Origin of the sequence: Arthrobacter glacialis (assembly GCF_002909445.1) — a bacterium.
GTDB lineage: Bacteria > Actinomycetota > Actinomycetes > Actinomycetales > Micrococcaceae > Specibacter > Specibacter glacialis.
In genome coordinates, this window is the sequence record NZ_PPXC01000004.1 from 140732 (window position 1) to 162320 (window position 21589).

Genomic DNA, 21589 nt, shown 5'->3' on the forward strand with positions numbered 1-21589 from the left:
TACGCTACACCGGCCCTTTCTTGTGAAAATCTAAGACTTACGCCTCAATGACAACCTTGGTTGCCTGAGGATCTACCGGAATGCCCGGGCCGAACGTCGTGGAGACGGTGGCCTTCTGCACGTAACGGCCCTTGGAAGCGGACGGCTTCAAACGAAGCACCTCTTCCAGAGCAGCTGCGTAGTTCTCAGCCAGCTTGACGGCGTCGAAGGAAACCTTGCCAATGATGAAGTGAAGGTTGGAGTGCTTGTCGACGCGGAAGTCGATCTTTCCACCCTTGATGTCGTTAACAGCCTTGGCAACATCGTTCGTTACCGTACCGGTCTTCGGGTTCGGCATGAGGTTACGAGGACCAAGAACCTTACCCAAACGGCCAACCTTACCCATGAGGTCAGGTGTAGCAACGGCTGCGTCGAAGTCGGTCCAGCCGCCCTGGATCTTTTCGATCAGGTCGTCGGTGCCAACAAATTCGGCGCCGGCTGCGATAGCAGCCTCGGCACGCTCACCGGTTGCGAAAACCAGGACGCGAGCAGTCTTACCGGTACCGTGGGGCAGGTTAACCGTGCCACGGATCATCTGGTCAGCCTTGCGAGGGTCTACACCCAAGCGGAAGGCAACCTCAACGGTAGCGTCGAACTTGGACGGGTTGGTGTCCTTGGCGAGCTTGATAGCGTCGAACGGTGCGTAGACATTGTCTGCATCGATCTTGGCTACGGCTGCCTCATATGCTTTACTGCGCTTTGCCATGCTGCGTTTCTCCTTGTGCAGTTGTGGTCGTTAGGACCGCGCGGGCCCTGCCACTACGTACGTCGCCAGCCCACCAAAGGTGAGTTGTACGGCGTCGTTCTTAATGTTTATTGGTGCCCAAATGGGCGTAAAGCGAAAGTCTGGGAAGACTTAAGCTTCGACGGTGACACCCATGGAACGGGCGGTACCGGCGATGATCTTCTCGGCGCCTTCAATGCTGGTGGCGTTGAGGTCGACCATCTTCTGGGTTGCAATCTCGGTAACCTGAGCCTTGGTCAGCTGAGCAACCTTGACTGTGTGAGGTGTACCTGAACCCTTAGCAATGCCTGCAGCCTTCTTGATGAGCTCGGCAGCCGGCGGGGTCTTGGTGATGAAGGTGAATGAACGGTCTTCGTAAACCGTGATTTCAACCGGGATAACGTTTCCGCGCTGGGATTCCGTTGCAGCGTTGTACGCCTTGCAGAATTCCATGATGTTGACGCCGTGCTGACCAAGTGCCGGACCGATGGGCGGTGCCGGGTTAGCGGCGCCTGCCTGGATCTGCAGCTTGATAAGGCCGGTGACCTTTTTCTTGGGAGCCAATGTAGGGTCCTTCTCTCAATATCTTTCCTAGGACGACGGAGCGCGTCCAAGGTGGGTGGCCGAATGGCGTCCGGCCGAACGTTTCACAGGAACAAAGCTATGAACCTGCGAAACGAAAATTGTGGACAACTAGATCTTGGTGACCTGGTTGAATGCAAGCGTGACGGGGGTTTCGCGCTCGAAGATGGAAACCAAAACCACCAAGTGCTGTGATTCGGGCTTGATCTCGGAGATCGACGCCGACAGGCCTTCGAACGGACCGTCCTTGACGATGACTGCTTCGCCAACTTCAAAGTCGATCTCGGCGTCAACGGGATTGTGGCGCAACGGTACGCCGGACTCTTCAGCCTGCTGCTCCTCGAAGATCGGGGCAAGCATGGAGAAGACCTCATCCAGGCGCAACGGGACAGGGTTGTGGGCGTTGCCCACGAAGCCTGTGACACCCGGGGTGTGGCGTACAACACCCCAGGAAGCATCCGTCAGATCCATGCGGACCAAAACGTATCCGGGAATGCGAACGCGGTTGACAACCTTGCGCGTTGCGTTCTTGATCTCCACGACTTCTTCCATGGGGACCTGAACTTCGAAGATGTAATCTTCCATGTTCAGCGACAGGCTGCGGGACTCAAGATTGACCTTGACGCGGTTTTCGTAACCAGCGTAGGAGTGGATGACGTACCAGTCACCCTCTTGGCGGCGCAGCTTGGCCTTGAATTCTTCGGCCGGGTCAACTTCGGGCTCGGCATCTTCTGCCGGCTCTTCGGTAACGTCGGCGTCTACAACAGCTGCTTCAGTTTGCGCATCAGCTGCATCATCAACGGCATCAAGGTCGGCATTGATGGCAGCATCAGCAACCACAGTGTCCTGGTCCTGCTCACTGTATGTAGCCTTGGGCTCCAGCTCAGACACGAATTTCCTGCTTTCCTTGTGCGTTTCTTAAATGGCTCAAACCGACCCCGTGCCAAATTATTCGGCGGGGTCGGCCAAGTTGAGCTTCTTACTGCTCGATGTTTACGTTTCCACCAAAGACCCACAGGACGGCTTGACCGAAACCCAGATCCAAGACAGTAACAATAGCCATCACGATGACAACGAATACCAGCACCACTGCGGTGTAGTTGATCAACTCTTTGCGAGTGGGGGTGACAACCTTCTTCAGCTCACCAATTACCTGGCGAAGGAAGAGAGCAATCCGGCTAAAGAGGCCGGGCTTGCCGGGCTTTGCAGCCTTCTTCACAGGGCCCTTGGAGCTGCTTGCCGCAGTTTCGGTCACCAGTGCCTCACTCATCATTAGTTGGAATACACGCTGGCCCGGTGATCCGGACCGTGTGATGTGCAAACATTCGCTCAGACGAGAGTTTCTTACACGTATAACAGTGTAAAAAACCGCTACGACTATGCGCAGGGCAGACAGGACTCGAACCTGCAACCTGCGGTTTTGGAGACCGCTGCGCTACCAATTGCGCCACTACCCTTTGAAATTTGTCCCTAAGGTCCCTGTGGGCACCCGCGGGCAAACATCCATTCCTTGCTAATTGCCATGAATAACTTACAGCGTTGAAGCGGTCTTTCCAAACCGGCCTCAAGGCGTGAACCATCATGGAAGTTCAACACCGGTTACCCATTCTACGCATTCTTAGGCTCATTCGTCGAACCGGGCGCCCAATGCCCCTAAAGTAGACACTGACGATGAAAGTATTTTGGGTCTCCCACCGAAGAAAGAATCATGATGTCTGCCGACTTGACAGCTGACCACGCCTCCGGGCGCCGTGTTTCCGCACGGATCGCCGCTATTGCCGAATCCGCCACACTGGCAGTGGACGCCAAAGCCAAGGCACTGAAGGCCGCCGGCCGCCCCGTCATTGGGTTTGGCGCCGGCGAGCCCGACTTCCCCACACCTGACTACATTGTTGAGGCAGCCATTGCTGCCGCCCGCCAGCCCAAGTACCACAGGTACTCCCCTGCTGCCGGACTGCCGGAATTGCGCAGCGCCATTGCAGAGAAGACCCTGCGCGATTCCGGTTACGCCGTGGATCCGGCCCAGGTGCTTGTGACCAACGGCGGCAAGCAAGCCGTCTACGAATCCTTCGCAACACTCTTGGATCCAGGAGATGAAGTCATCCTCCCGGCCCCTTACTGGACCACCTACCCCGAAGCGATTCGCCTGGCCGGCGGCGTTCCCGTCGAGGTTTTTGCCGGTCCCGAACAGGGCTACATGGTGACGGTTGAGCAACTGGAAGCCGCACTGACGCCCCGCACCAAGGTTTTGCTCTTCGTGTCGCCGTCCAACCCCACAGGCGCGGTTTACTCGCCCGAGCAAACTCGCGAAATTGGTCTCTGGGCGGCATCCAAGGGTCTGTGGGTTATCACCGATGAAATCTATGAGCACCTCACCTACGACGGCGTTCCCTTCACCTCGATCGCCACGGCAGCCCCCGAGCTGGGCGACCGCGTGGTCATCCTCAACGGCGTAGCCAAGACCTACGCCATGACGGGTTGGCGTGTGGGCTGGATGATCGCACCACTGGATGTCACCAAGGCCGCCACCAACATGCAGTCCCACGCCACCTCCAATGTGGCCAATGTGTCCCAGATGGCAGCCCTTGCCGCGGTTGCCGGCCCGTTGACTGCTGTGGATGAGATGAAGGTGGCCTTTGACCGCCGTCGCAAGGCAATGGTTTCCGCCTTGAACGCGATCGACGGCGTGGAGTGCCCCACCCCGCACGGCGCGTTCTACGCCTATGCGGATGTGCGAGGCCTGCTGGGCCGCGAAATAGCTGGCATCCGCCCGGCAACGTCCGCCGAACTGGCTGCCCTGATCTTGGACAAGGCTGAAGTTGCCGTTGTTCCCGGCGAGGCCTTTGGCCCCAGCGGCTACCTCCGCTTGTCGTACGCACTGGGCGATGACGACCTGGCCGTGGGTGTGGCTCGCCTGCAGGAATTCCTGGGCTCCGCGAAATAACCCAAGCAAGTCCTGAACTTATGCGCACAACTCGGCTCGAGTTGTGCGCATAAGTGTTTATGCGCAGAACTCGACCTGGGTTCAGCGCATCAGTTCAGTCGAATGAACTGATGCGCAGAACTCGACCTGGGTCCAGCGCACAAGTTCATGGATCCCTTTAGAGCAGGCGGCGGTCGGCGGCCCAGCGGGTCAGCTCGTGACGCGAGGACAGCTGCAGCTTGCGCAGCACCGCTGAGACGTGGGTTTCCACTGTCTTGATCGAGATGAACAGCGCTTTGGCCACCTCCTTGTAGGAGTAGCCGCGAGCAATCAGGCGCATGACTTCAAGCTCGCGTGCCGAGAGCTTGTCCAGCTCGTCCTCCACAGCAACTTCCGCCGTGCCGAAGGCATCCAGCACAAATCCTGCCAGCCGGGGCGAAAAGACCGCGTCCCCGCCCGCCACCCGCCGCACGGCGTCGGAGATCTCTGCTCCGGAAATTGACTTCGTAACATAACCTCGGGCGCCGGCCCTGATGACTGAAACCACGTCCTCGGCCGAGTCGGAAACACTCAGGGCCAGGAACTTCGTGGTGGCCAACTGCGCCGTGCACCCGGCAATGACTTCCCGCCCGCCCTGACCGCGCCCGCCCGGCAGATGAACATCGAGCAGGACCACATCGGGCAAGGTGGCGTTGACTGCGGCAATGGCGTCCTCAACAGTGGCGGCTTCTGCCAGGACCAGAATGTCCTGGGCCAGATCAGCCTTGAGCCCGGAACGGAAAATGGCGTGATCATCCACAATCACAACCCGGATGGGCGTTGGCGGCATTGTCATTTTGTTTCCTCGGTGGCTGTCGTTTCACTGGGCAGGTGCAGGCGGACTTCCGTGCCGTCCGCTGAACTAATGATCTCAGCGCTCCCGCCGTTGCGCTGCATGCGTCCGACGACGGACTCCCGCACTCCCAGCCTGTCCGCCGGCACGGCGCTGACATCAAAGCCCGGACCGCGGTCCTTGACAAAGACGTCAACTCCCGCAGGCCCTGCTTCCACATAGACGGAGACGGTGGTGGCACCGTGTCGGGCCCCGTTCAGGACTGCCTCACGCACGGCTTGGACCAGCGCATGGCTGCGTTCGGTGAGTTCGGCATCGCCCACGGTGACAACCTCGACGGCCTGGCCGTACAGGTCTTCCACCTCGGCACACACTGCCTTGACCCGCTCCACCAGGGCACCTGTGCTGTGCGTACCATCCTGATAAATCCATTCACGCAATTCACGTTCCTGCGCACGCGCCAACCGCGTCACATCGGATGGGGAGTTGGCGCTCTTTTGGATGAGGGCAAGTGTTTGCAGCACTGAGTCGTGCAGGTGGGCGGCGATTTCCGCCCGTTCCATTTCTCGAATGCGCCCCGCACGTTCGCCTTGGAAATCCCGCCAAAACTTCAGCCCCCAGGGGGCCAGAACAAGTCCCACACCTGCCAGCACCGCCAGAGAAGCAACCACTGAGGCCCACACCAGCGTCCACGAACCCGATCCGGTGACAATCACGATGACCCCAACAATGACCAAGGCAATTCCGCCACCCAGCCGCCACAATGCACTGGGCGTATCCATTTTGGCTGCGCTGAGCAGCCCAACCCGGCGGGTATTGTCCAATTGCATCCACGCCAGCACGGCGCCGATGGCTATGGCAAACAATGGAATCAGGGTGCCTAAATTCAGGTTCAGGCCCAGCTGCTGGCTCATCAGGACCACCGCAGCAATGAGCAGGCCGCCACCAATGAGCACTTCCTTGAAGCCCAGGGACAGTTTGGGCCGCGGCACGGCCGGCACAGAAACGGCCGGGGCTCCCGGTGCCGGCCGGAAGAGTTTCAGCCGCGGATTTCCGTCGGTATCCAGCAGCTTTCCGCCACTGACCTTGTCCTCACCGGCCAGGGGAACCAACAGCCACAGCCAGGCATAGAAGACCAGCCCCGCCCCATAGAAGAAGCTGGCGCCGACCAGGATGGCACGCACCAGCCCCACCTTGATGCCAAGGTGTTCGGCCAATCCTCCCGCAACCCCGGCGATAACCCGCGCTTGGGAACGGTACATCTTTGCGCTCATGGTTCCATCCAAACACGGCAAGGGCTAAGCCGTGGGGGTTCTCGGGGGTGCATCAGGGTTCTTTCAGGGTCACCCCCGATGTTCAGCAGCCGTTCCAAGGACCACCATGGAACTATGAACAACATTCAGGACACCCCAGATCCAGCCGCGGGCCCAACGCCGGCCCCGGAAACCTTCGCACAAGCTGCCCCCGCCCCCCAGCCCGAATCCGCCAGGTTTTTTCACTGGCTTCGTGGTTTGGGCGTACAGCGTGGCCCCAATCGTTGGGTAGGCGGCGTGTGCAGCGGCTTGGCCACGAGATGGGGCATTGACCCTGTCATAGTTCGCGGCCTTGCTGTGGTTCTCACTCTCTTCTTTGGGGTGGGACTGTTGGCCTACGGCGTTGCATGGGCGCTTTTGCCCGAACCCGATGGCCGCATCCACGTTGAAGAAGTGGCCCGCGGCCGCTGGTCAACAGGGATGACCGGAGCCTCCATTGTGACGTTCCTGGGCCTGGTTGGCCCGGGGCAAGGACTGGTCTGGGGCGACCATGACGGTTGGTTCCCGTGGCCGCTGTTCTGGATTGCAGCAGTGGCTGGGATCATCTACTGGGCAATTAACCGCGGCAAGGACAAAGGGCCCCAGCCTGTCCACGGTGGTGTGAATGAGCAGCTCACGCAGCCCTTCGGAGCGCCGCCCTATGGCGGGCCGCAGCAGTTCGCGGCACCCTACCAGGCCGGCCCCAACGCTCCAGCGCCTGCTTACGCGGGGCAGCAAGCCCCTTTCCTGCCCACGCAGCAATTCATCCCGGCTCCCCCGAAACCCCACAAGCCGGTCAAACTGACACAACGCCTGAGTGCCGCAGCAAGCCTGCTCGCGTTGGGCCTGGCCATCATGGTGGGTGCTGCGGTCCTGATTTTGGACGCCACGTCCGTCATTGACCTCAACGGCTACCAGATGGCCACGGCGGCTGCGGCTGCCGGCATCACCGCTGGCGTGGCCATCATTGTGGCCGGTCTCATGGGCCGGGCAGCCGGCGGCGTGGGCGCCTTTGCGATCATTGCCTTGTTGGCAGGGAGCCTATTCAGCCTGCCCCTGCACAACGGACAGTTCACACCCCTGCAGGAGATGAACTGGGCGCCGGCCACCGTCAGCTCCGCCGAAGCCGGCCGGTCGCTGGTGCTGGGCAACGCCACCCTTGACCTGACCAAGTTCGACGACGGCACCACCCTCACCTCCGATGTGAGAGTCCCGCTTGAATTGGCTGCCTCCACAGTGATCCTCAAAGTGCCCACCAGCATTCCTGTCCGCATTGAAAGCCAACTCGCTGCCGCCTCGCTGACTATTGACGGGCAAAACAACGGTGGCGCCATTGCCGAAGAGTCCACCACTGACCTCAACCCCGACGCCAAGGGATACGGGCTGATCATCACCTTGCAGGGGGCGGCCAGTGACATCACTGTGGTTCCCGTGGCAGGCCAGTGATGACCGTCCCGCCAACCCCAGACTCAACACCCACCACTGCAACGGAGCCACTCATGTCTAATCCCACAGAACCCCTGGAGATCCCCGACGTCGTCAAGCATCCCGAGCCGGGGAGCCACCCTGCCAAGGAGGGCACAACCAGGGCAGGCACAGTCCGGGTGGGCACAATAGTCTGGGGCGCCGTCGTGGTGGCCCTGGGTATTCTCATCATCCTCACCCGGCAGGCCGGGCTTTCCCTAGACGCCGGACAGACCGCCATCTGGCTCCTGTTCGGGGCAGGGGTGGCCATGGTGGCCGGCGGGGCCATCAACCTACTGCGCAGAAAAGTCCAATAGCGAACTGTCCACGGATGCGCCTGCGAGTTGCCGAGATCACATGAACGTCTAGAATGGTCTACAGAGGAGCTCAATGATGCGCTCAAACCACATTGACTCCATCCCCTCGAAGGACCTAAATACTCATGAAGATTGGAATTCTCACCAGCGGCGGAGACTGCCCTGGATTGAATGCAGTGATCCGCGGAATCGTCCTCAAGGGCATCAAGGTTCACGGCCACGAATTTGTGGGCTTCCGTGACGGCTGGCGAGGCGTGGTTGAAGGCGACATCATGGATCTTCCACGCCAAATGGTGCGCGGAATTTCCAAGCAGGGTGGCACCATTTTGGGGACCTCCCGCACCAACCCGTTTGAGGGCAATGGCGGCCCTGAGGTCATCAAGGCGCACATGGACCGCCTGGGCATCGACGCCATGATTGCGATTGGCGGCGAAGGCACCCTGGCCGCGGCCCGCCGCCTGACGGATGCCGGACTGAAAATTGTTGGCGTGCCCAAGACGGTGGACAACGACCTTGACGCAACGGACTACACCTTCGGTTTTGACACTGCCGTGCAGATCGCCACAGAAGCCATTGACCGTTTGCGCACCACAGGCGAATCACACCACCGGTGCATGATTGCCGAAGTCATGGGTCGCCATGTTGGCTGGATTGCCCTGCACGCCGGCATGGCAACAGGCGCACACGCCGTCTTGATCCCGGAACAAAAAACCAGCATGGACCAGATCGTTGAGTGGGTTCAGGAAGCCCACGACCGCGGCCGCGCCCCCTTGGTGGTTGTGGCTGAGGGTTTTGTCCCCGACCACAAGGATTCCCCGCACTCCCAGCGCGGACTGGACGCGTTCGGCCGCCCGCGACTGGGCGGCATTGCCGACCAGCTGGCCCCGGAGATTGAAGCCCGCACAGGCATCGAAACCCGCGCCACCACGCTGGGCCACATCCAACGCGGCGGCGTTCCCTCCAGCTTTGACCGTGTGCTAGCCACACGATTGGGCATGGCAGCGGTTGACTCCGTGGTGGAAGAACGCTGGGGCACCATGGTCTCACTCAAGGGAACCGAGATTGAGCATGTTCCCTTCGAGGCCGCCCTGGGCAACCTCAAGACAGTTCCGCAGCACCGCTACGACGAGGCCTCCATCTTGTTCGGCTGACAGTAAATAAAGCGCCCCGCAGCATTTATTGCTGCGGGGCGCTTTTTGCTTGGGCACTCAAACCAAAGGGGACCCTCGTCTGGGGGAATCGAGGGCCCCCTCTGGTGATGCTGTCCATGCCGTCGCCTGGGGGTGCAACGGCCGGACTGACCTAGGACGCCGGGGGGACGTCCCAGGATTCTTTGTGGGGGCGGCCACGGCGCGCGGCCACCAACAAAATACTGATTGAGCCGAGGGCTGCCGTTCCCATGCCAACGGCCCACCAAGGGAAGCCGGCGTCGATCGACCGCCCACCTGGCGCAGCGTCAGCGGACACGGTGGGGATGCGCTCCCCTGTAACAACCAGACGGTGGGTGTTGATGCCGATGGGGGTGCAGGTGATCAGAGACAGGAGATCCTCACCCGGCACCGGCCTGAGGGACTGCGTCTCGGTCGGCAAAATGGTTTCAATGCTGGAGACGCGGTAGGTCAGCACTTCGCCGTAGACTTCCAGTGAAATCTGTTCACCCACCTTGACCTCTTCAAGATCTGTGAAGATGGTGGACTCCGGAAGTCCCGAGTGCCCGGTCAAAACGGCGTGGGTTCCCGCACCGCCCACCGGCAGCGCAGTTCCGAACAGGTGCCCCACTCCCCGCCTCAGCACCGAGTCACTAGTTCCGTGCAGTACCGGCAGGTCCGCCCTAATGGAGGGGATCTGCAAACGTGCCATTAGCCCGTCCGAGCTGAGCGCCAGCTGCTTTCGATATTCGGCGCCAGCCCCGGTCTGTCCGCCCGCGGGGTTGTTGTTGAACGGATCAAGCAAAGCCCCGCCCGTCAACGTCTTGTTGTACTCCCGTGCCGCGTCAAGGGCCTCGTTGCGGCCTTCCGGGCCAAGGATCTCCACGCTGCTGCCGTAGGTATTCAAATCCCGTGACTGCTGCAGCGTGGAGAACCAACTTGCCGTGGTCGGGTAGAGAAGAACGCTTACGCCAACAAAGATCAGTACGGCAATGAATACCACCGAGCCCGGGACCTTGCCCCGCTGGCCTGGCGCCGCACCGGCCTGTGCCAGCTGCGTCAGCGTGTCATCTCGTCCCATGTGCAGGAGGACTCCTCAATCAAGGACCCTGGCGGGAGACGTGAGCACGTCTCCCGCCAGGGCACAACGGGTGTTGATTAGACCTGCGAGACGCGGCGGGTGCTGCGCTTGCGGAGGGCAACGCCACCGGCGATGGACAACAGTCCGAGGCCGACGATCATGAAGGCCACGGTGCCGGGGCCACCCGTGAGCGGGAGCGTGAACGGCTTGGTCTGCGGGTTGGCAACGATGATGTCAACGGTGGTCGTGATTTCGGTGTTGACGATGAACGACTTCGGGGCTTCCTTGCTCACGTCGGCGGCAATAGTGTAGCCGGCAGGTGCCTTGGTCTCAACCAACCAGTAGGTGATGGGCGCACCCGCACCATTCAGATTCACCCGCAGGCCGGCGATGTTGACGCGGCCGTTGGCGTCCGAGGGGAAGACGGTGCTGCCGGAGACGGAGATGGGGTTGTTGTCGTTCTTAGCGTCTGCTTCACTCGCGTAGACCTTGAACTCTGCGCCCTGCAGGAACTTCGTCGCCGTGCCAGCGGCAACCTTGCTGATGATCACATTGCCCCAGTTGGTCTGCACTTTGGTTGATGTGGTCTTGCTGCCGTTGATGAATACAGATGCGTCGTTTGAGATGATGCCTGAGGTGTTGCCAAGTGAGGTGACAGTGGTGATCAGGCCAACATTGACAGTGGCGCCCGGAGCGAGTTTGAGCAGGCCTGCGGCAGTGAAATTGAAGGTCACGGTGCCGGGAACCGTAGTGGTGTCGATCGTATAGTCGGCCGGCGCGGTTACCACCGTGCCAGATGACAAGGTCACGGTGGAGCTCTTGTATGTCAGGCGGGAATCGAGCGTATCGGAGATGGCGAAGCTCGTCAGCACATTGCCCTGGGATGCGTTGGGCACTTTGGCGGCAATGTTCCACTTGACGTCGGATCCGAGTCCTTTGGCCGCTGAATCGTCAACCGCTTTTGTCACCGAAGCCAGTGAGTTCTTCGGGTAGACGTGAACGCCATAGATCCAGGTGTTGTCCGTGTTGTTCGGCAGCGGCAGCGTCACCAAGAAGGGCTGAGCGGCAAAGGCGATGTTGTTGGCGCCCGGAAGTGTCTCGGTGACGAGATAGACGGCTTGGTCGAGACCTGCAAAGGTGAGGAGGCCGTTAGCGTCGGTCACGCCTGTTGTTGCCGCACCGAGCTGACCGGCAACGCCCGCCGGCGTCAAGCCAACCGTCTTGGCCCATCCTGCGTTGGTGGACAAGTCAACGAAGCTGCTATTGACCTTCTGGATCTGGAAGGTGACCCCGTTCAGTGGATTCGGCGGAGGGGTGACGAGCTCGAGTCCATTCGGTGCCGTCCCCAGTGTTTCCGGCTGGGCGTGCTTGTGGATGGTGATTGACTTCGGTGCATCCGGAACGATGTTCCCGGCATCGGCTGCGCTGGCCGGCAGCATGCTTCCGAAGAGTGCTGCGGTGGCCAGGGCGGCGATGCCGAGACCGGCTGTGATGCGCCGCGCGAGCGGTGTTCTTGCAGTGGACATGAGCTTTTCCTATCAGGAGAGGGTGAGGTTTGGAGAAGATTAGTTGTGGGTTTGAGGTAAGGATGGGGTCACGGTCGGTGGGCCTTGATCCGTCTAAATACGATCCAGCCGGTGGTGAAAATTGCCAGCAGCAGCAGTCCGCCACCAGCGAGCATGTAGGCCGAGGTTCCGGTTCCGCCGGTCAAGGGGAGGGTGAGCGCCGGAGCGCTGGCGTTGACGAAGCGGTATACGCCGTGGTGGCCTGTTGCGACGGACACTGTTGTGGGGTCGGCATCGACCCAGGCGTTCGGATTGGCAAGGCTGCCGTCGGCGTTCAGGGTGCCTGCGTAACGTTGCATGCTCAGCTGCAGGTAGGCGGGTTTGAGGGCGCTCGACTCGCTGACCGTGTGGTTCACACCGGCAGTCACGGACTCAGTATTGGAATCCGTCACAGCCATGGCGCCGGGAACATTCCAGGCCGTGCCACCTGCTGGCTTTGCAGTCAGGGTGAAGTCGCCGGGGACCAGGCTGCCGCCGTTGCGGTTGTCAATGAACTTCAGCAGTGTCAGCTCTGTTATGCAGTCCACCGTATTGGTAATGGTGTAGCTATTGGCACCGGCAGCCAGGGTGGCCACATGGGGGAGGGCGACCGACGTCGTGGTTGCGTTGGCAGGCGTTAGCGTCGAGGACTTGAGCGTGCACTTCATGGGTGAAGCGAAGCTGGTGGTTTCGTTGATGCTCACGGAATTCCCGGCAAAGTAGCCGCTGCGTACAGTGGCCCATGCTTGGTTGCTGGCACCGGCTGTGCCCGGGCCGGTGAGCGTCAGGTTCGCGCTGATGCCCTGCGGCTGCTGCCCGTTGTCGTAAGCTTTGCCGTCTACGATCCACTTCTTAGCCACCACAACCGTGGCAGCGGCGTTCGTGTTGGTGTAGGCGCAAGTGACATTGCTGGCACCGAGAACAAACGAACCTGTCAGCACTCCCGTGGCCACGAGTGTGCCTGCAGCGTTGGTGCACCTGAGGGCTGAGATATAGGCACCCTTGTTGGTCGATGCCAGCACCTCGGCGACATTCACCGTGGTGCCCTGGGGAAAAGTGGTCGTGATGACATTGCCGTTGGTTAGTGCCGTAGAGGATCCCTGCGCAGCGTTGCCATTGGCACTGAAGGACGCCTTATCACCGGCGACCGCGTTGACCCAGGTCTTCGTGACAGTGACTTGTGCCGACAAGGGCTGGTTGGTGATCACACAAGTGACATTGACGCCGCTGGTTGTTGACTGCGGGAAAACGAACGTGCCTGAGGTCCCAGTGCCGCTGGCAACCGTGACGTCGCCTTGGTCCTTGCAGATCCAGTTTGCGGTGTACTGGGACAGGGCGGTCCCGGGCGGTCCGGTTTCCGCAATCGTGATGGTGGTGCCACTGATCGGGACGCTGGAGGCAAAGGTGCCCGGACCGGTTTGCAGGCCGGTGGAGGTTCCTGTGGTGGTTCCCGAGGCGCCGATTTCAGTAGTGCCCACCGAGGCTGTCAGCTTGAACTGGTCAGTGCTGACAACTCGTGCGCCAATGTTCTTTTGAACCTGCAGCGTGTTGTTGTACTGGCAAGAGGCCATGTCCACCGGTGCGCCATTCTGGAGGGTGGAGGTGGAGATTACGGCCCCGGTACTTGGGTTTACCTTGTAGAAGTCCTTGCCTGAGGTATCCAGGTAGAGGAAGCCGCCGTCAAAGGCGATCCCATTGAACTGCTTCTGCTGGTTGTTGATGTTCAGGAAGCTGACCAACGTTGCGGTCAGGGTGGCGTTGCTGCCGGCCGTGGGCAGCTGCTGGCTGACCCGCATCAACGCATTTGAGTTTGACGCCGTGGTGTTGGAGCTGGCCACGAAGTACATGATGCCCTCGGAGCTGAACACCAGGTCGCCGTTGGTGCGAGCCACGCCCGCGGAATCAGTCGTGATGGCAATTGACCCTACGAAGCCGATGCTGGTGTTCGTCGTTGTGTTGAATCCATAGAGTTCGAGTCTGTTGTCTATAACCCGGCCGTAGTAGTAGAAGCCCGTTGCCGGGTTGATGCCACCCATGACGAAGGTGCCATCTTCCTCTTGGAGGTTCTGCACCCCGTTGAACGAATTTGTGACGCCCGTTGCGGAGGTGTATCGGTAGACAGTCATGTTGCCGTTGTTACTGGCGGTGTCTCGCACAGCGTAGGCGTACTGGCCGTCCTTTGTGAGTGCCAGGGCGTTCAGATCGTTGTTTGAGCTGATGTCGCCAATCGTGGTTTGGGCTGCGGTGTTGGTGTTGACCAGGAGCAGCGTGCCATCACTGTCGATCGTGTAAACGGTTCCGTTCTGGCAGGTCAGTGGCGTGGCGGCTACCGCCAGTGCCTGAGCTTGAGGCAGAATCTTTGCGACCGGCGGGGCGCTCGTGGGCTGGAGAGTGGAATCGGGGGTCGGAACTATTGTGGGAACCTCCACAGGTGCCGGAACACTCGTAGGCTCGACGGGCGGAGCGGCCGTGGCCAGATCGTCGGCAGGAGCCGGGGTGCTGCTTGCCGTGGCGGGCGGCGCAGCTGGCGCCTGTTCGCCGGCAGCCGGGACATCCGCAGCTGGAGTGGCCTCGCTTGCCGGGACAAGGGCCGATTCCGTGGTCTCGGGAGCGGCTGTCAGTTCAGTTGCCGAAGCGGAGGCCACGGCACCGGCGCCTGCGCTGGCCACCAGGGCCAGGCCCAGCAGGCCGGCGGCGATCCGCAGCATGGCGGGCTTGGCTGGAACACGCGAAGTGTCCGAAAAATGCTGGCCTTCGCGCCGCCTTCGGGCAGACGTGGGTAAACGCATAACAACTCCCCCAGAGAAATGTTGGTCGGCGCGGTGATGCGCAGGATCAACATTAGGGAGGCACCGATCATCAAAACACGAGTGGTGGACACCTCAATTTTTGGCGTCCGCCACTCTAATTTCTGCCCAAGCACTCACAAATTTGTGCCCCACCACTTAGTTTTTGAAAATGTGTCATTAGAGTGGTGTGGACCTGAACATGGCCGGATTTCCTTGCGGGGCCGCGGAAAAATCCCGGATACGCCAAACGCCCCACAGCATGTATTTGCTGCGGGGCGTTACGGTTAAAGTTATGACATTCGATCTGAGCTCGTCCCCCATTGTCCGGCTGGCGTGGGAGCGCGGCCTGAATCTGCCCGCGGACTCCTTGGTCAACGGCAACCAAAGCGGCCGCATCACCCACGCAGTCCAGAGCCCGTCCCTGACCTTCATCAGATTGTGGGATCAGTCAATCCTCACGGGCCCGCAGCATTTGTTGGACGTGGCGGAATCCTTGGACGACGACGAGCTCAGCGACCACTCGATCATGCTCCGTTTGACCAAAAACGACGGCGGACGAGGCTTGGGCACCCAGGGCCTGTACTACGCGGACGATCTGGCGCTGCACCAGCCCGCAGATACCGTCCACGTTTCAACCTCCAGCCAGGCGGCGCAAGAGCTGGAGGCTCTGTGCCCGCCCGACGACGTGAATGACGTGGGGCTCGCCCACCGGGCCCACAAGTTCACACTCATGGCCCATGGGGAGCCCGACGCCGGGCCGTTGGCTTGCAGCGCCTACTCCGAATACCAGGGGCTGCTGGCACAGGTGGGAACCTTGGTGTCGCCCGACTTTCGCCGGCAGGGCTTGGGTCGGCTGGCCACCAGCATTGCAGCCCATGAGGCCCTGGCAGCGGGCCTCATTGTGCAATGGCGGGCGGACATCAACAACGCCGCCGCCCATGCCCTGGCAACGTCAATGGGCTTTAGTGTTGCTGGCTTGCAGACGCAGGTTTCCCTGCAGACGGATCAAACTCGGCGTAAATAGCATCCACGGGGCGCGGCTTGGCAAACAAGATTGCCATGGCGGCACCCAGCAGCACCACGGCCGCCGGCAGGATGGTTGACTGAGCCATGGCCGTTGAGAACCCCGCATGCAGGGCCTCGGGCAGTTGACCGCCCATCCCCTGGGCGCCTTCGGCGGACCCTGCCGGCAATTCGGCGCTGAGCCGGGCGGTGATGAGCACGGCAATGGCCGCGCTGCCCAGGACCGCTCCGATCTGCCGGGTCGTGTTGTAGATGCCTGCACCTGCGCCTGCCTCGCGCGGCCCCAAGTTGCGGGTGGCCGTGGTCGAAAGCGGCGCCCAAATACCTGAACTGGCAATGCCCAACAAACCGCTGGGCAGCAGGAACAGCCAGATGGGGGTGTCGGCGCTCATCAGGGCAGCCGTCCACAGCAGCGAGACGGACATCAGGATGAAGCCCGTGAATGCCACGTAGCGCGGGTTGACGATGTCCACCAGCTTTCCAACGAAGGGCGCGAGGATGCCGGAGAACAAGGCCATGGGGATCATCATGAGGGCCGACTGGGTGGGCGTCATGCCGCGAACCAGCTGGTAGTAAAAGAACAGCGGCAGGCTCATGGCCGTGATGCTGAAGCCCATGGACATGATGGCCACATTGGCCAGCGAGAAGTTGCGGAACTTGAACAGGTGCAGCGGCACCAGCGGCTCGCCCTTGGTGACAGCCTGCCAAATGACGAACAGCACCAATACCACCACACCAGCAATGATCAGGCCCCAGACGGAGAAGGGTCCGGCAATGGTGCCCCAGTCGTACTTTTCACCTTCCTGGATGCCAAACACCAGCATGAACAAGCCCACGGAGCTGAGCAGGATGCCCAACAGGTCAAACTTGTGGTTGTGTGTCGCCAGCTTGGGAACCAAGCGCCATGCCATGACAAAGGCGACGATACCCACCGGAACATTGACAAAGAAGATCCATTCCCAGCCAAGGCCGTCCACCAGCACGCCACCGAGGATGGGCCCAACCAGCATGGCAACACCTGCCGTGGCTCCCCAAAGACCCATGGCGGGGCCGCGCTTGTCCGGGGCGAAGATGCGGGTGATGACTGCCATGGTTTGCGGCGTCATCATGGCCGCACCCAGCCCCTGTACCGCGCGGGCCCAGATCAGCATGCCAATGTCGCCGGAGAGGCCGCACCAAAGCGAAGCCAGGGTGAAGACGCTCAGCCCCACCAGGTAGAGGTTCTTGGGCCCGTACTTGTCCCCCAGTCGTCCCGTCACCAGCAGCGGCACGGCATAGGCCAGCAGGTAGGCGCTGGTGACCCAGATGACCGAGTTGATGTCAGTGTTCAAGCCTTCCATGATCTTGGGATTGGCCACCGAGACAATGGTGGAATCGACAAGGATCATGAAGAAACCCAGAACAAGTGCCCATAACGCGGGCCACGGTTTTGCCACGATTTCCATGGGTGTTCCTTAATCTAAAAGAAGTTTTTGCTGTGCTTGCTCACCAAGGAATGGTGCCATGGGCGATGTTGGCCCGCAGGCCGCCCACCCATTGAATTTCTGCTCGCAGTTGATGTTGTTGATAGCCCACATCGATCCAATATTTTTCCGCCACTCCCCGGGATGTGCCCTGTGCGGCGTCGGCGTTCAGGATGGCAAGTCCAGCTTCCAGTGCTGTGAGGCGCGTTTCCAAAAGTCCAAGCACGACGCCGGACGGAAGATTATGTGCCTCACCCAGCGCCTGCGGGAAACAGGGATACTCATTGACGGGCGTCGACAAGAGTTCCTTGATCCGGCCCTCCAGCGCTGCTTTCCCTTCAGGGCAGACAGCATAGGTGGTCCGCTCCGGACGATTGCCGTCCCTGTCCGTGCCCGTCGGCTCCACCAGCCCGGCAGCCGCCAGGCGGCCCACCATGTGGTAGAGCGTGCCACGGCGGATTTTCACCAGCCGGTCCTCGTGGCGCTGCATAAGCAGCTGATACATCTCATAAGGATGCATGGGACGCTCCACCAGCAGCCCCAGGGCCGCCACGCCCAGTGGTGTCAACGGAGTTTTCCGCGCCACACGCACCACCTTTCCGCCCAAATAGTCCACATGAAGTATTCCACGTGGACTATTTGGGGGCAACGGTTTCCAGTCGTGAACTGGATCTCATTTAGCGCGGTGCGCGCAGGAAACCGGTTTGGCGGCCAACCACTTGGCCAGCGTCGGTGGCCACGATGATCTCCTGGCTGGCAGGATACTTCTCGCCGTCGTCGTCAACCATCAGCACAGCATCAGGGTCAACCGTCCGCTTGATGAGGGCAAGGGCAATGGGGCCCATTTCAAAGTGCTGCGCCACGGAGGTAACCCGCCCCACTACTCGGTCCTCCAAATACACCTCACTGCCGGGGGCTGGCAGCGTGTGCAGGGAACCATCCAACTGCAGGAACACCAGCCGTCGCGGCGGGTGTCCCAAATTGTGCACCCGAGCCACCGTCTCCTGGCCCTTGTAGCAACCCTTGGACAGGTGAACGGCCGTGCGCATCAGATCGAGTTCGTGCGGAATGGACTTCTCATCGGTTTCGGCTCCACGGCGCGGACGCCATGCAGCCAGACGGAGGGCCTCTGCAGCCCACACACCTGCGAGGGGGCGCTGGCCCACTGCCGTCTCCAGCTCGGCGGCAGGTACCAAGTATTCACGCCAGGGGCGCTCCAGCCCGGGGTGCTGGTCCTCGGCAATGGTGGCGTAGCTGTAACCGCCCACAGCAAGGTGCGGCCACGGATCAACCCAGACCAGGAATTTGTCCCACTCGGGCACCTCGGTGACCGAGCCAAGCACCGCCCAGTTGGCGGAAACGTCAGTGATTTCCACGCGCAGCATGAACTTCATGGAATTGAGCCACTGCGCCAGCGGTTCCGCCTCAGCGGTTTCCACCACCAGCCAAGTGGTCTCACCGTCGTCCACCACCCGGGCGTCATACTCGATGCGCCCCTGGACCGTCAGCAGCAAAAGCTCCGTGCCAGTATTGGGTGCCAGATTTGTCAGTTGCTGGGACGACAGTGTGTTGAGCCAACTCAGCCGGTCCGGTCCGGACACGGTCACCACGCCCCTGTGGGAAAGGTCAACCAGAGCACTGCCGGGCTTGCCCAGATACCCCGCCAACAAGCGCTGCTCACGGTTGGGATCCCCATAATGGGCGGCCACACCAGCATCAAGGCCGCCAGCCTGCACGGCACCTGATCGGTTCAACAAAGGACTCAAATAGCTCATAACGGGTGCAACGCCTTCTCTAGGTGACCTATTCCGCGCCCGTCGCATCGCGAGTTCTTGTGCCGACGCGCAGCGACGGTGGGGGCTGGCGGCGCGGTGCGGGCAACAGCCCCCACCTCGCGAAAGCGTCGGCACAAGACCTCGACCGACAGGGTCCGGCGCCGGAAGTGTTACGGCGTGACTTTTTTCAGGGCTGCTGATGCGTGGGCGTCGAGGGATTTGCCGTTGGCGGCGACGTCCCAGCGCCAGTACAAATCGCCGTTGACCAGGCCGAAGATGCGGGTGGCAGCGGTGTAGTCCTTGGCTCCTGCACCGCGCATAACGGCGTCGGTGGAGAGCCGGATTTGGGGGCCTTTGATGGAGCCGTAGTACAGCTCGGAAATGCCGCCGGGGTGGACAATGTTGACCATGATATCGAAGCCGCCATCGGCGTTGCGCAAGGCTTCTACATCGTCGGCCGTTCGCAACGCGGGCACAATGTCCGCGGGAATCAGGCCAGGGCCGCCGTCGGCGTCGTTCAATATCCTGTCAAGCTGCCAAAAGCCAGTCTCAACGGACAGGGGACGCAAAACAGTCCCCTCCTCATCGGTGAGCCACGACTCCGCCGTGTACTGCAGATACGGCAGGCCGTTGGCCTTGAAGGTGACGGTTTGGGTGAAGTATTCGGAGTCTTCTTCGCCTGAGCCGAGACGACCAGCGCCAGTCCAGGTGCCAAGGAGCCAGGAAAGTGGCACCAGCTCCGGAGTCAGGTCCGAGGGAATTTCAATAGGCATGGCGAATTACTGCTGGCCCTTGAAAAGGCGCCACACCACCAGACCCGCGAACCAGGCCATGGCCACGCCGGCCAACACCAAAAGGCAAATGAAGAAAATTTCCAAGGCAAGTATGCTCATGATGCCATCCTACAATGTTCCTGACGGGGGACATTGACGAAGGGACGCGCCGGTCCTAGGACAAGAGCATTTTTTCTACGAAATACACCAGTGCACCCATCGACAATACGGGCGCCAGCGCCGCAGCCACCGAACCGAAACTTAGCTTCTGGTGGCCGGTGAGTGTCCGCAGTCGCCGGAAAGCTGCCACTACTGCTGCCACCAGAACGCCCAGCACAATGGCCGGAAGAATGCGCACATCGGAGAACATGAGCGCTGCCAAGGGGCCCGCCAAAGCGGCCAGCACAATGGCCAACGGTGCCACCACCCTGTCCGGCCACGGCAGCATTCCGACCATGAGGGCCACTGCGGCACCAATGGCCACGATCAGCGTCATTCCGGGTTCACCCAGGAACCTGAACGAGGCCACCCAGCCGCACGTAAACCCCGCGATGACCACGCCAGCGCCGGAACCCAGGGTGGATTCCAGCCGGTGCTTTTGTCCTGTGCCGCGAATCAGTTGCACCACCATGATGGCGCCGAATCCAACGGCGATGAAGATGGGCGTCCACACCAGATAGTCGACGCCGCTGGTGAGTCCCGCCGTCAGCGCGGCAACCGCTCCGGTCAGAGCGATGACAGTGCCCAGTGTCTTCTTGGCCGGGATCCCCAAATAGTACGGCCAGCCATAACCAAAAACGGCGGCCAGCCCAATGCTGACTCCCACTGCATAGCCAAGCCCCAAATAGTGCCCGGCCACCAGCAGAACTAGTGCAAGGATTCCAATAAGACCGGCTGTAGATGACTTCACACATCAATCCTGCCCTATTCTGCCGGTACACTGTGGAACAACCCCGTGGCGGAGGCGTTTAGTTTTTTGCCCCACACCCCGCAGGGCTCGTCAGTGGTTCGTCGCTCAAAGATGCGCATACACAGCACTTTGTTAGGAATACATGTCGCAGATTTTATTGCTGACCAATAACCACGGTTCGTCCGTGGATGTTTTGCCTGCGCTGGAACTTTTGAGCCACCACGTACACATTCTCCCCGCCGTACCAACGGCCCTGCTGGATGCCAAGCCCTCCGACCTGATCATGGTCGACGCCCGAAAAGACCTTGTTGGTTCCCGTTCCTTGACCCAACTTTTACGCGCCACAGGAATCAGCGTGCCGTTGCTGCTGGTGTTGACCGAAGGCGGAATGGCAGCCGTGACGGCCTCATGGGCTGCCGACGACGTCATCTTGGAATCCGCGGGACCGGCTGAAGTTGAAGCACGGATTCGCTTGGCGTTGACCCGCGCGGCGAGTGCCGAAGATGGCACCCATCAGGAAATCCAGGCCGCCGGGATTGTTATTGACGAAGACAGCTACACAGCCCGAGTGCACGGCACGGCATTGAATTTGACCTACAAGGAATTTGAACTGCTGAAGTACCTTGCCCAACACCCGGGACGGGTCTTTACCCGGGCCCAGCTGCTCAATGAGGTGTGGGGCTACGACTATTACGGGGGCACCCGCACCGTGGACGTTCACGTTCGGCGCCTGCGCGCCAAGCTCGGCTCCGAGAACGAGAGCCTGATCAGCACCGTTCGCAACGTTGGGTACCGGCTCACGGTTTCACGCCAGCCCGACGGCGACATGGCTGACGTTTAGCGCTTGCGAACTGTTGGGCAGAACGCAGAAGGCCCGCAGCAATTGCTGCGGGCCTTCACTATTTGGTGG

20 protein-coding genes and 1 tRNA gene are annotated in these 21589 nt (G+C 60.9%); 6 read left to right on the plus strand and 15 right to left on the minus strand.

Going from position 1 to position 21589, the window contains the following annotated elements; genetic code table 11:
• Positions 1-37: 37 nt before the first annotated feature.
• The 5 genes from rplA to CVS27_RS06280 form a co-directional block, all read right to left on the minus strand.
• Complete coding sequence (rplA, locus tag CVS27_RS06260; RefSeq protein WP_103464880.1) at positions 38-745, minus strand: 50S ribosomal protein L1; 708 nt, start codon at positions 743-745, stop codon at positions 38-40.
• A gap of 150 nt (positions 746-895) precedes the next feature.
• Positions 896-1327, minus strand: coding sequence for a 50S ribosomal protein L11 (rplK, locus tag CVS27_RS06265; RefSeq protein ID WP_062286616.1), 432 nt, complete (start codon positions 1325-1327; stop codon positions 896-898).
• A 129-nt stretch (positions 1328-1456) separates the two neighbouring features.
• A complete protein-coding gene (gene nusG / locus CVS27_RS06270; RefSeq protein ID WP_103464881.1) occupies positions 1457-2236 on the minus strand; it encodes a transcription termination/antitermination protein NusG in 780 nt (259 codons plus the stop codon).
• Positions 2237-2324: 88 nt separating this feature from the next.
• On the minus strand, positions 2325-2615 hold the full coding sequence (gene secE, locus CVS27_RS06275; RefSeq protein ID WP_103465085.1) for a preprotein translocase subunit SecE: 291 nt from the start codon (positions 2613-2615) through the stop codon (positions 2325-2327).
• A 114-nt stretch (positions 2616-2729) separates the two neighbouring features.
• Positions 2730-2802: transfer RNA gene (locus CVS27_RS06280), tRNA-Trp, on the minus strand.
• Positions 2803-3056: 254 nt separating this feature from the next.
• Here CVS27_RS06280 and CVS27_RS06285 point away from each other — a divergent pair.
• The gene (locus CVS27_RS06285) at positions 3057-4289 is read left to right on the plus strand and encodes a pyridoxal phosphate-dependent aminotransferase (RefSeq protein WP_103464882.1); all 1233 of its coding nucleotides are present in this window, start codon (positions 3057-3059) and stop codon (positions 4287-4289) included.
• Positions 4290-4446: 157 nt separating this feature from the next.
• Here CVS27_RS06285 and CVS27_RS06290 read toward each other — a convergent pair whose 3' ends face one another.
• Entirely contained in the window at positions 4447-5103 is a 657-nt protein-coding gene (locus CVS27_RS06290) for a LuxR C-terminal-related transcriptional regulator (protein ID WP_103464883.1), read from the minus strand.
• Positions 5100-6374 (minus strand): ATP-binding protein, encoded by a 1275-nt coding sequence (locus CVS27_RS06295; RefSeq protein ID WP_103464884.1) that lies wholly within the window; start codon positions 6372-6374, stop codon positions 5100-5102. Before CVS27_RS06295 ends, CVS27_RS06290 begins: the two co-directional genes overlap by 4 nt.
• A gap of 114 nt (positions 6375-6488) precedes the next feature.
• Between CVS27_RS06295 and CVS27_RS06300 the strand changes: the two genes are divergently transcribed.
• From CVS27_RS06300 to CVS27_RS06310, 3 genes are all read left to right on the plus strand, one after another.
• Positions 6489-7838, plus strand: coding sequence for a PspC domain-containing protein (locus CVS27_RS06300; protein ID WP_165788259.1), 1350 nt, complete (start codon positions 6489-6491; stop codon positions 7836-7838).
• 53 nt (positions 7839-7891) lie between these two features.
• Positions 7892-8173, plus strand: coding sequence for a hypothetical protein (locus CVS27_RS06305; RefSeq protein WP_103464886.1), 282 nt, complete (start codon positions 7892-7894; stop codon positions 8171-8173).
• Between the two features lie 125 nt (positions 8174-8298).
• Positions 8299-9324 carry a 6-phosphofructokinase gene (locus CVS27_RS06310; RefSeq protein ID WP_103464887.1) on the plus strand — a complete coding sequence of 342 codons (1026 nt, stop codon included), beginning with the start codon at positions 8299-8301 and terminating at the stop codon, positions 9322-9324.
• 151 nt (positions 9325-9475) lie between these two features.
• On the opposite strand, the gene CVS27_RS06315 is transcribed toward CVS27_RS06310, so the two are convergent.
• The 3 genes from CVS27_RS06315 to CVS27_RS06325 form a co-directional block, all read right to left on the minus strand.
• Positions 9476-10402, minus strand: coding sequence for a class C sortase (locus CVS27_RS06315; RefSeq protein ID WP_103464888.1), 927 nt, complete (start codon positions 10400-10402; stop codon positions 9476-9478).
• 77 nt (positions 10403-10479) lie between these two features.
• Positions 10480-11928, minus strand: coding sequence for a SpaH/EbpB family LPXTG-anchored major pilin (locus CVS27_RS06320; RefSeq protein WP_103464889.1), 1449 nt, complete (start codon positions 11926-11928; stop codon positions 10480-10482).
• 68 nt (positions 11929-11996) lie between these two features.
• Positions 11997-14735 (minus strand): LPXTG cell wall anchor domain-containing protein, encoded by a 2739-nt coding sequence (locus tag CVS27_RS06325; protein ID WP_133162889.1) that lies wholly within the window; start codon positions 14733-14735, stop codon positions 11997-11999.
• Between the two features lie 292 nt (positions 14736-15027).
• On the opposite strand from CVS27_RS06325, the gene CVS27_RS06330 reads away from it, so the two are divergent.
• Entirely contained in the window at positions 15028-15759 is a 732-nt protein-coding gene (locus tag CVS27_RS06330) for a GNAT family N-acetyltransferase (protein WP_103465086.1), read from the plus strand.
• Here CVS27_RS06330 and CVS27_RS06335 read toward each other — a convergent pair.
• From CVS27_RS06335 to CVS27_RS06355, 5 genes are all read right to left on the minus strand, one after another.
• Positions 15698-17203 carry a DHA2 family efflux MFS transporter permease subunit gene (locus CVS27_RS06335; RefSeq protein ID WP_103464891.1) on the minus strand — a complete coding sequence of 502 codons (1506 nt, stop codon included), beginning with the start codon at positions 17201-17203 and terminating at the stop codon, positions 15698-15700. The two genes, CVS27_RS06330 and CVS27_RS06335, sit on opposite strands and share 62 nt — an antisense overlap.
• 40 nt (positions 17204-17243) lie before the next feature.
• Positions 17244-17807, minus strand: coding sequence for a PadR family transcriptional regulator (locus CVS27_RS06340; RefSeq protein ID WP_103465087.1), 564 nt, complete (start codon positions 17805-17807; stop codon positions 17244-17246).
• Between the two features lie 91 nt (positions 17808-17898).
• The gene (ygfZ, locus tag CVS27_RS06345) at positions 17899-18996 is read right to left on the minus strand and encodes a CAF17-like 4Fe-4S cluster assembly/insertion protein YgfZ (RefSeq protein WP_103464892.1); all 1098 of its coding nucleotides are present in this window, start codon (positions 18994-18996) and stop codon (positions 17899-17901) included.
• A 170-nt stretch (positions 18997-19166) separates the two neighbouring features.
• Complete coding sequence (locus CVS27_RS06350) at positions 19167-19769, minus strand: nitrobindin family protein (RefSeq protein WP_103464893.1); 603 nt, start codon at positions 19767-19769, stop codon at positions 19167-19169.
• Positions 19770-19944: 175 nt separating this feature from the next.
• A complete protein-coding gene (locus tag CVS27_RS06355; RefSeq protein WP_103464894.1) occupies positions 19945-20679 on the minus strand; it encodes a permease in 735 nt (244 codons plus the stop codon).
• 142 nt (positions 20680-20821) lie between these two features.
• On the opposite strand from CVS27_RS06355, the gene CVS27_RS06360 reads away from it, so the two are divergent.
• Positions 20822-21520, plus strand: a complete 699-nt coding sequence (locus CVS27_RS06360; RefSeq protein ID WP_103464895.1) for a winged helix-turn-helix transcriptional regulator — start codon at positions 20822-20824, stop codon at positions 21518-21520.
• The last annotated feature ends 69 nt before the right edge of the window (positions 21521-21589 follow it).

Bases quoted from the DNA above. Each gene is read 5' to 3' on its own strand.
- CVS27_RS06335 (WP_103464891.1), bottom strand. From the start codon at position 17,203: ATGGAAATCGTGGCAAAACCGTGGCCCGCGTTATGGGCACTTGTTCTG.
- CVS27_RS06330 (WP_103465086.1), top strand. From the start codon at position 15,028: ATGACATTCGATCTGAGCTCGTCCCCCATTGTCCGGCTGGCGTGGGAG.
- secE (WP_103465085.1), bottom strand. From the start codon at position 2,615: ATGAGTGAGGCACTGGTGACCGAAACTGCGGCAAGCAGCTCCAAGGGC.
- CVS27_RS06315 (WP_103464888.1), bottom strand. From the start codon at position 10,402: ATGGGACGAGATGACACGCTGACGCAGCTGGCACAGGCCGGTGCGGCG.
- CVS27_RS06320 (WP_103464889.1), bottom strand. From the start codon at position 11,928: ATGTCCACTGCAAGAACACCGCTCGCGCGGCGCATCACAGCCGGTCTC.
- CVS27_RS06360 (WP_103464895.1), top strand. From the start codon at position 20,822: ATGTCGCAGATTTTATTGCTGACCAATAACCACGGTTCGTCCGTGGAT.
- CVS27_RS06300 (WP_165788259.1), top strand. From the start codon at position 6,489: ATGAACAACATTCAGGACACCCCAGATCCAGCCGCGGGCCCAACGCCG.
- CVS27_RS06325 (WP_133162889.1), bottom strand. From the start codon at position 14,735: ATGCGTTTACCCACGTCTGCCCGAAGGCGGCGCGAAGGCCAGCATTTT.
- CVS27_RS06350 (WP_103464893.1), bottom strand. From the start codon at position 19,769: ATGCCTATTGAAATTCCCTCGGACCTGACTCCGGAGCTGGTGCCACTT.
- CVS27_RS06305 (WP_103464886.1), top strand. From the start codon at position 7,892: ATGTCTAATCCCACAGAACCCCTGGAGATCCCCGACGTCGTCAAGCAT.
- CVS27_RS06285 (WP_103464882.1), top strand. From the start codon at position 3,057: ATGTCTGCCGACTTGACAGCTGACCACGCCTCCGGGCGCCGTGTTTCC.
- CVS27_RS06310 (WP_103464887.1), top strand. From the start codon at position 8,299: ATGAAGATTGGAATTCTCACCAGCGGCGGAGACTGCCCTGGATTGAAT.
- CVS27_RS06295 (WP_103464884.1), bottom strand. From the start codon at position 6,374: ATGAGCGCAAAGATGTACCGTTCCCAAGCGCGGGTTATCGCCGGGGTT.
- rplA (WP_103464880.1), bottom strand. From the start codon at position 745: ATGGCAAAGCGCAGTAAAGCATATGAGGCAGCCGTAGCCAAGATCGAT.
- CVS27_RS06290 (WP_103464883.1), bottom strand. From the start codon at position 5,103: ATGACAATGCCGCCAACGCCCATCCGGGTTGTGATTGTGGATGATCAC.
- ygfZ (WP_103464892.1), bottom strand. From the start codon at position 18,996: ATGAGCTATTTGAGTCCTTTGTTGAACCGATCAGGTGCCGTGCAGGCT.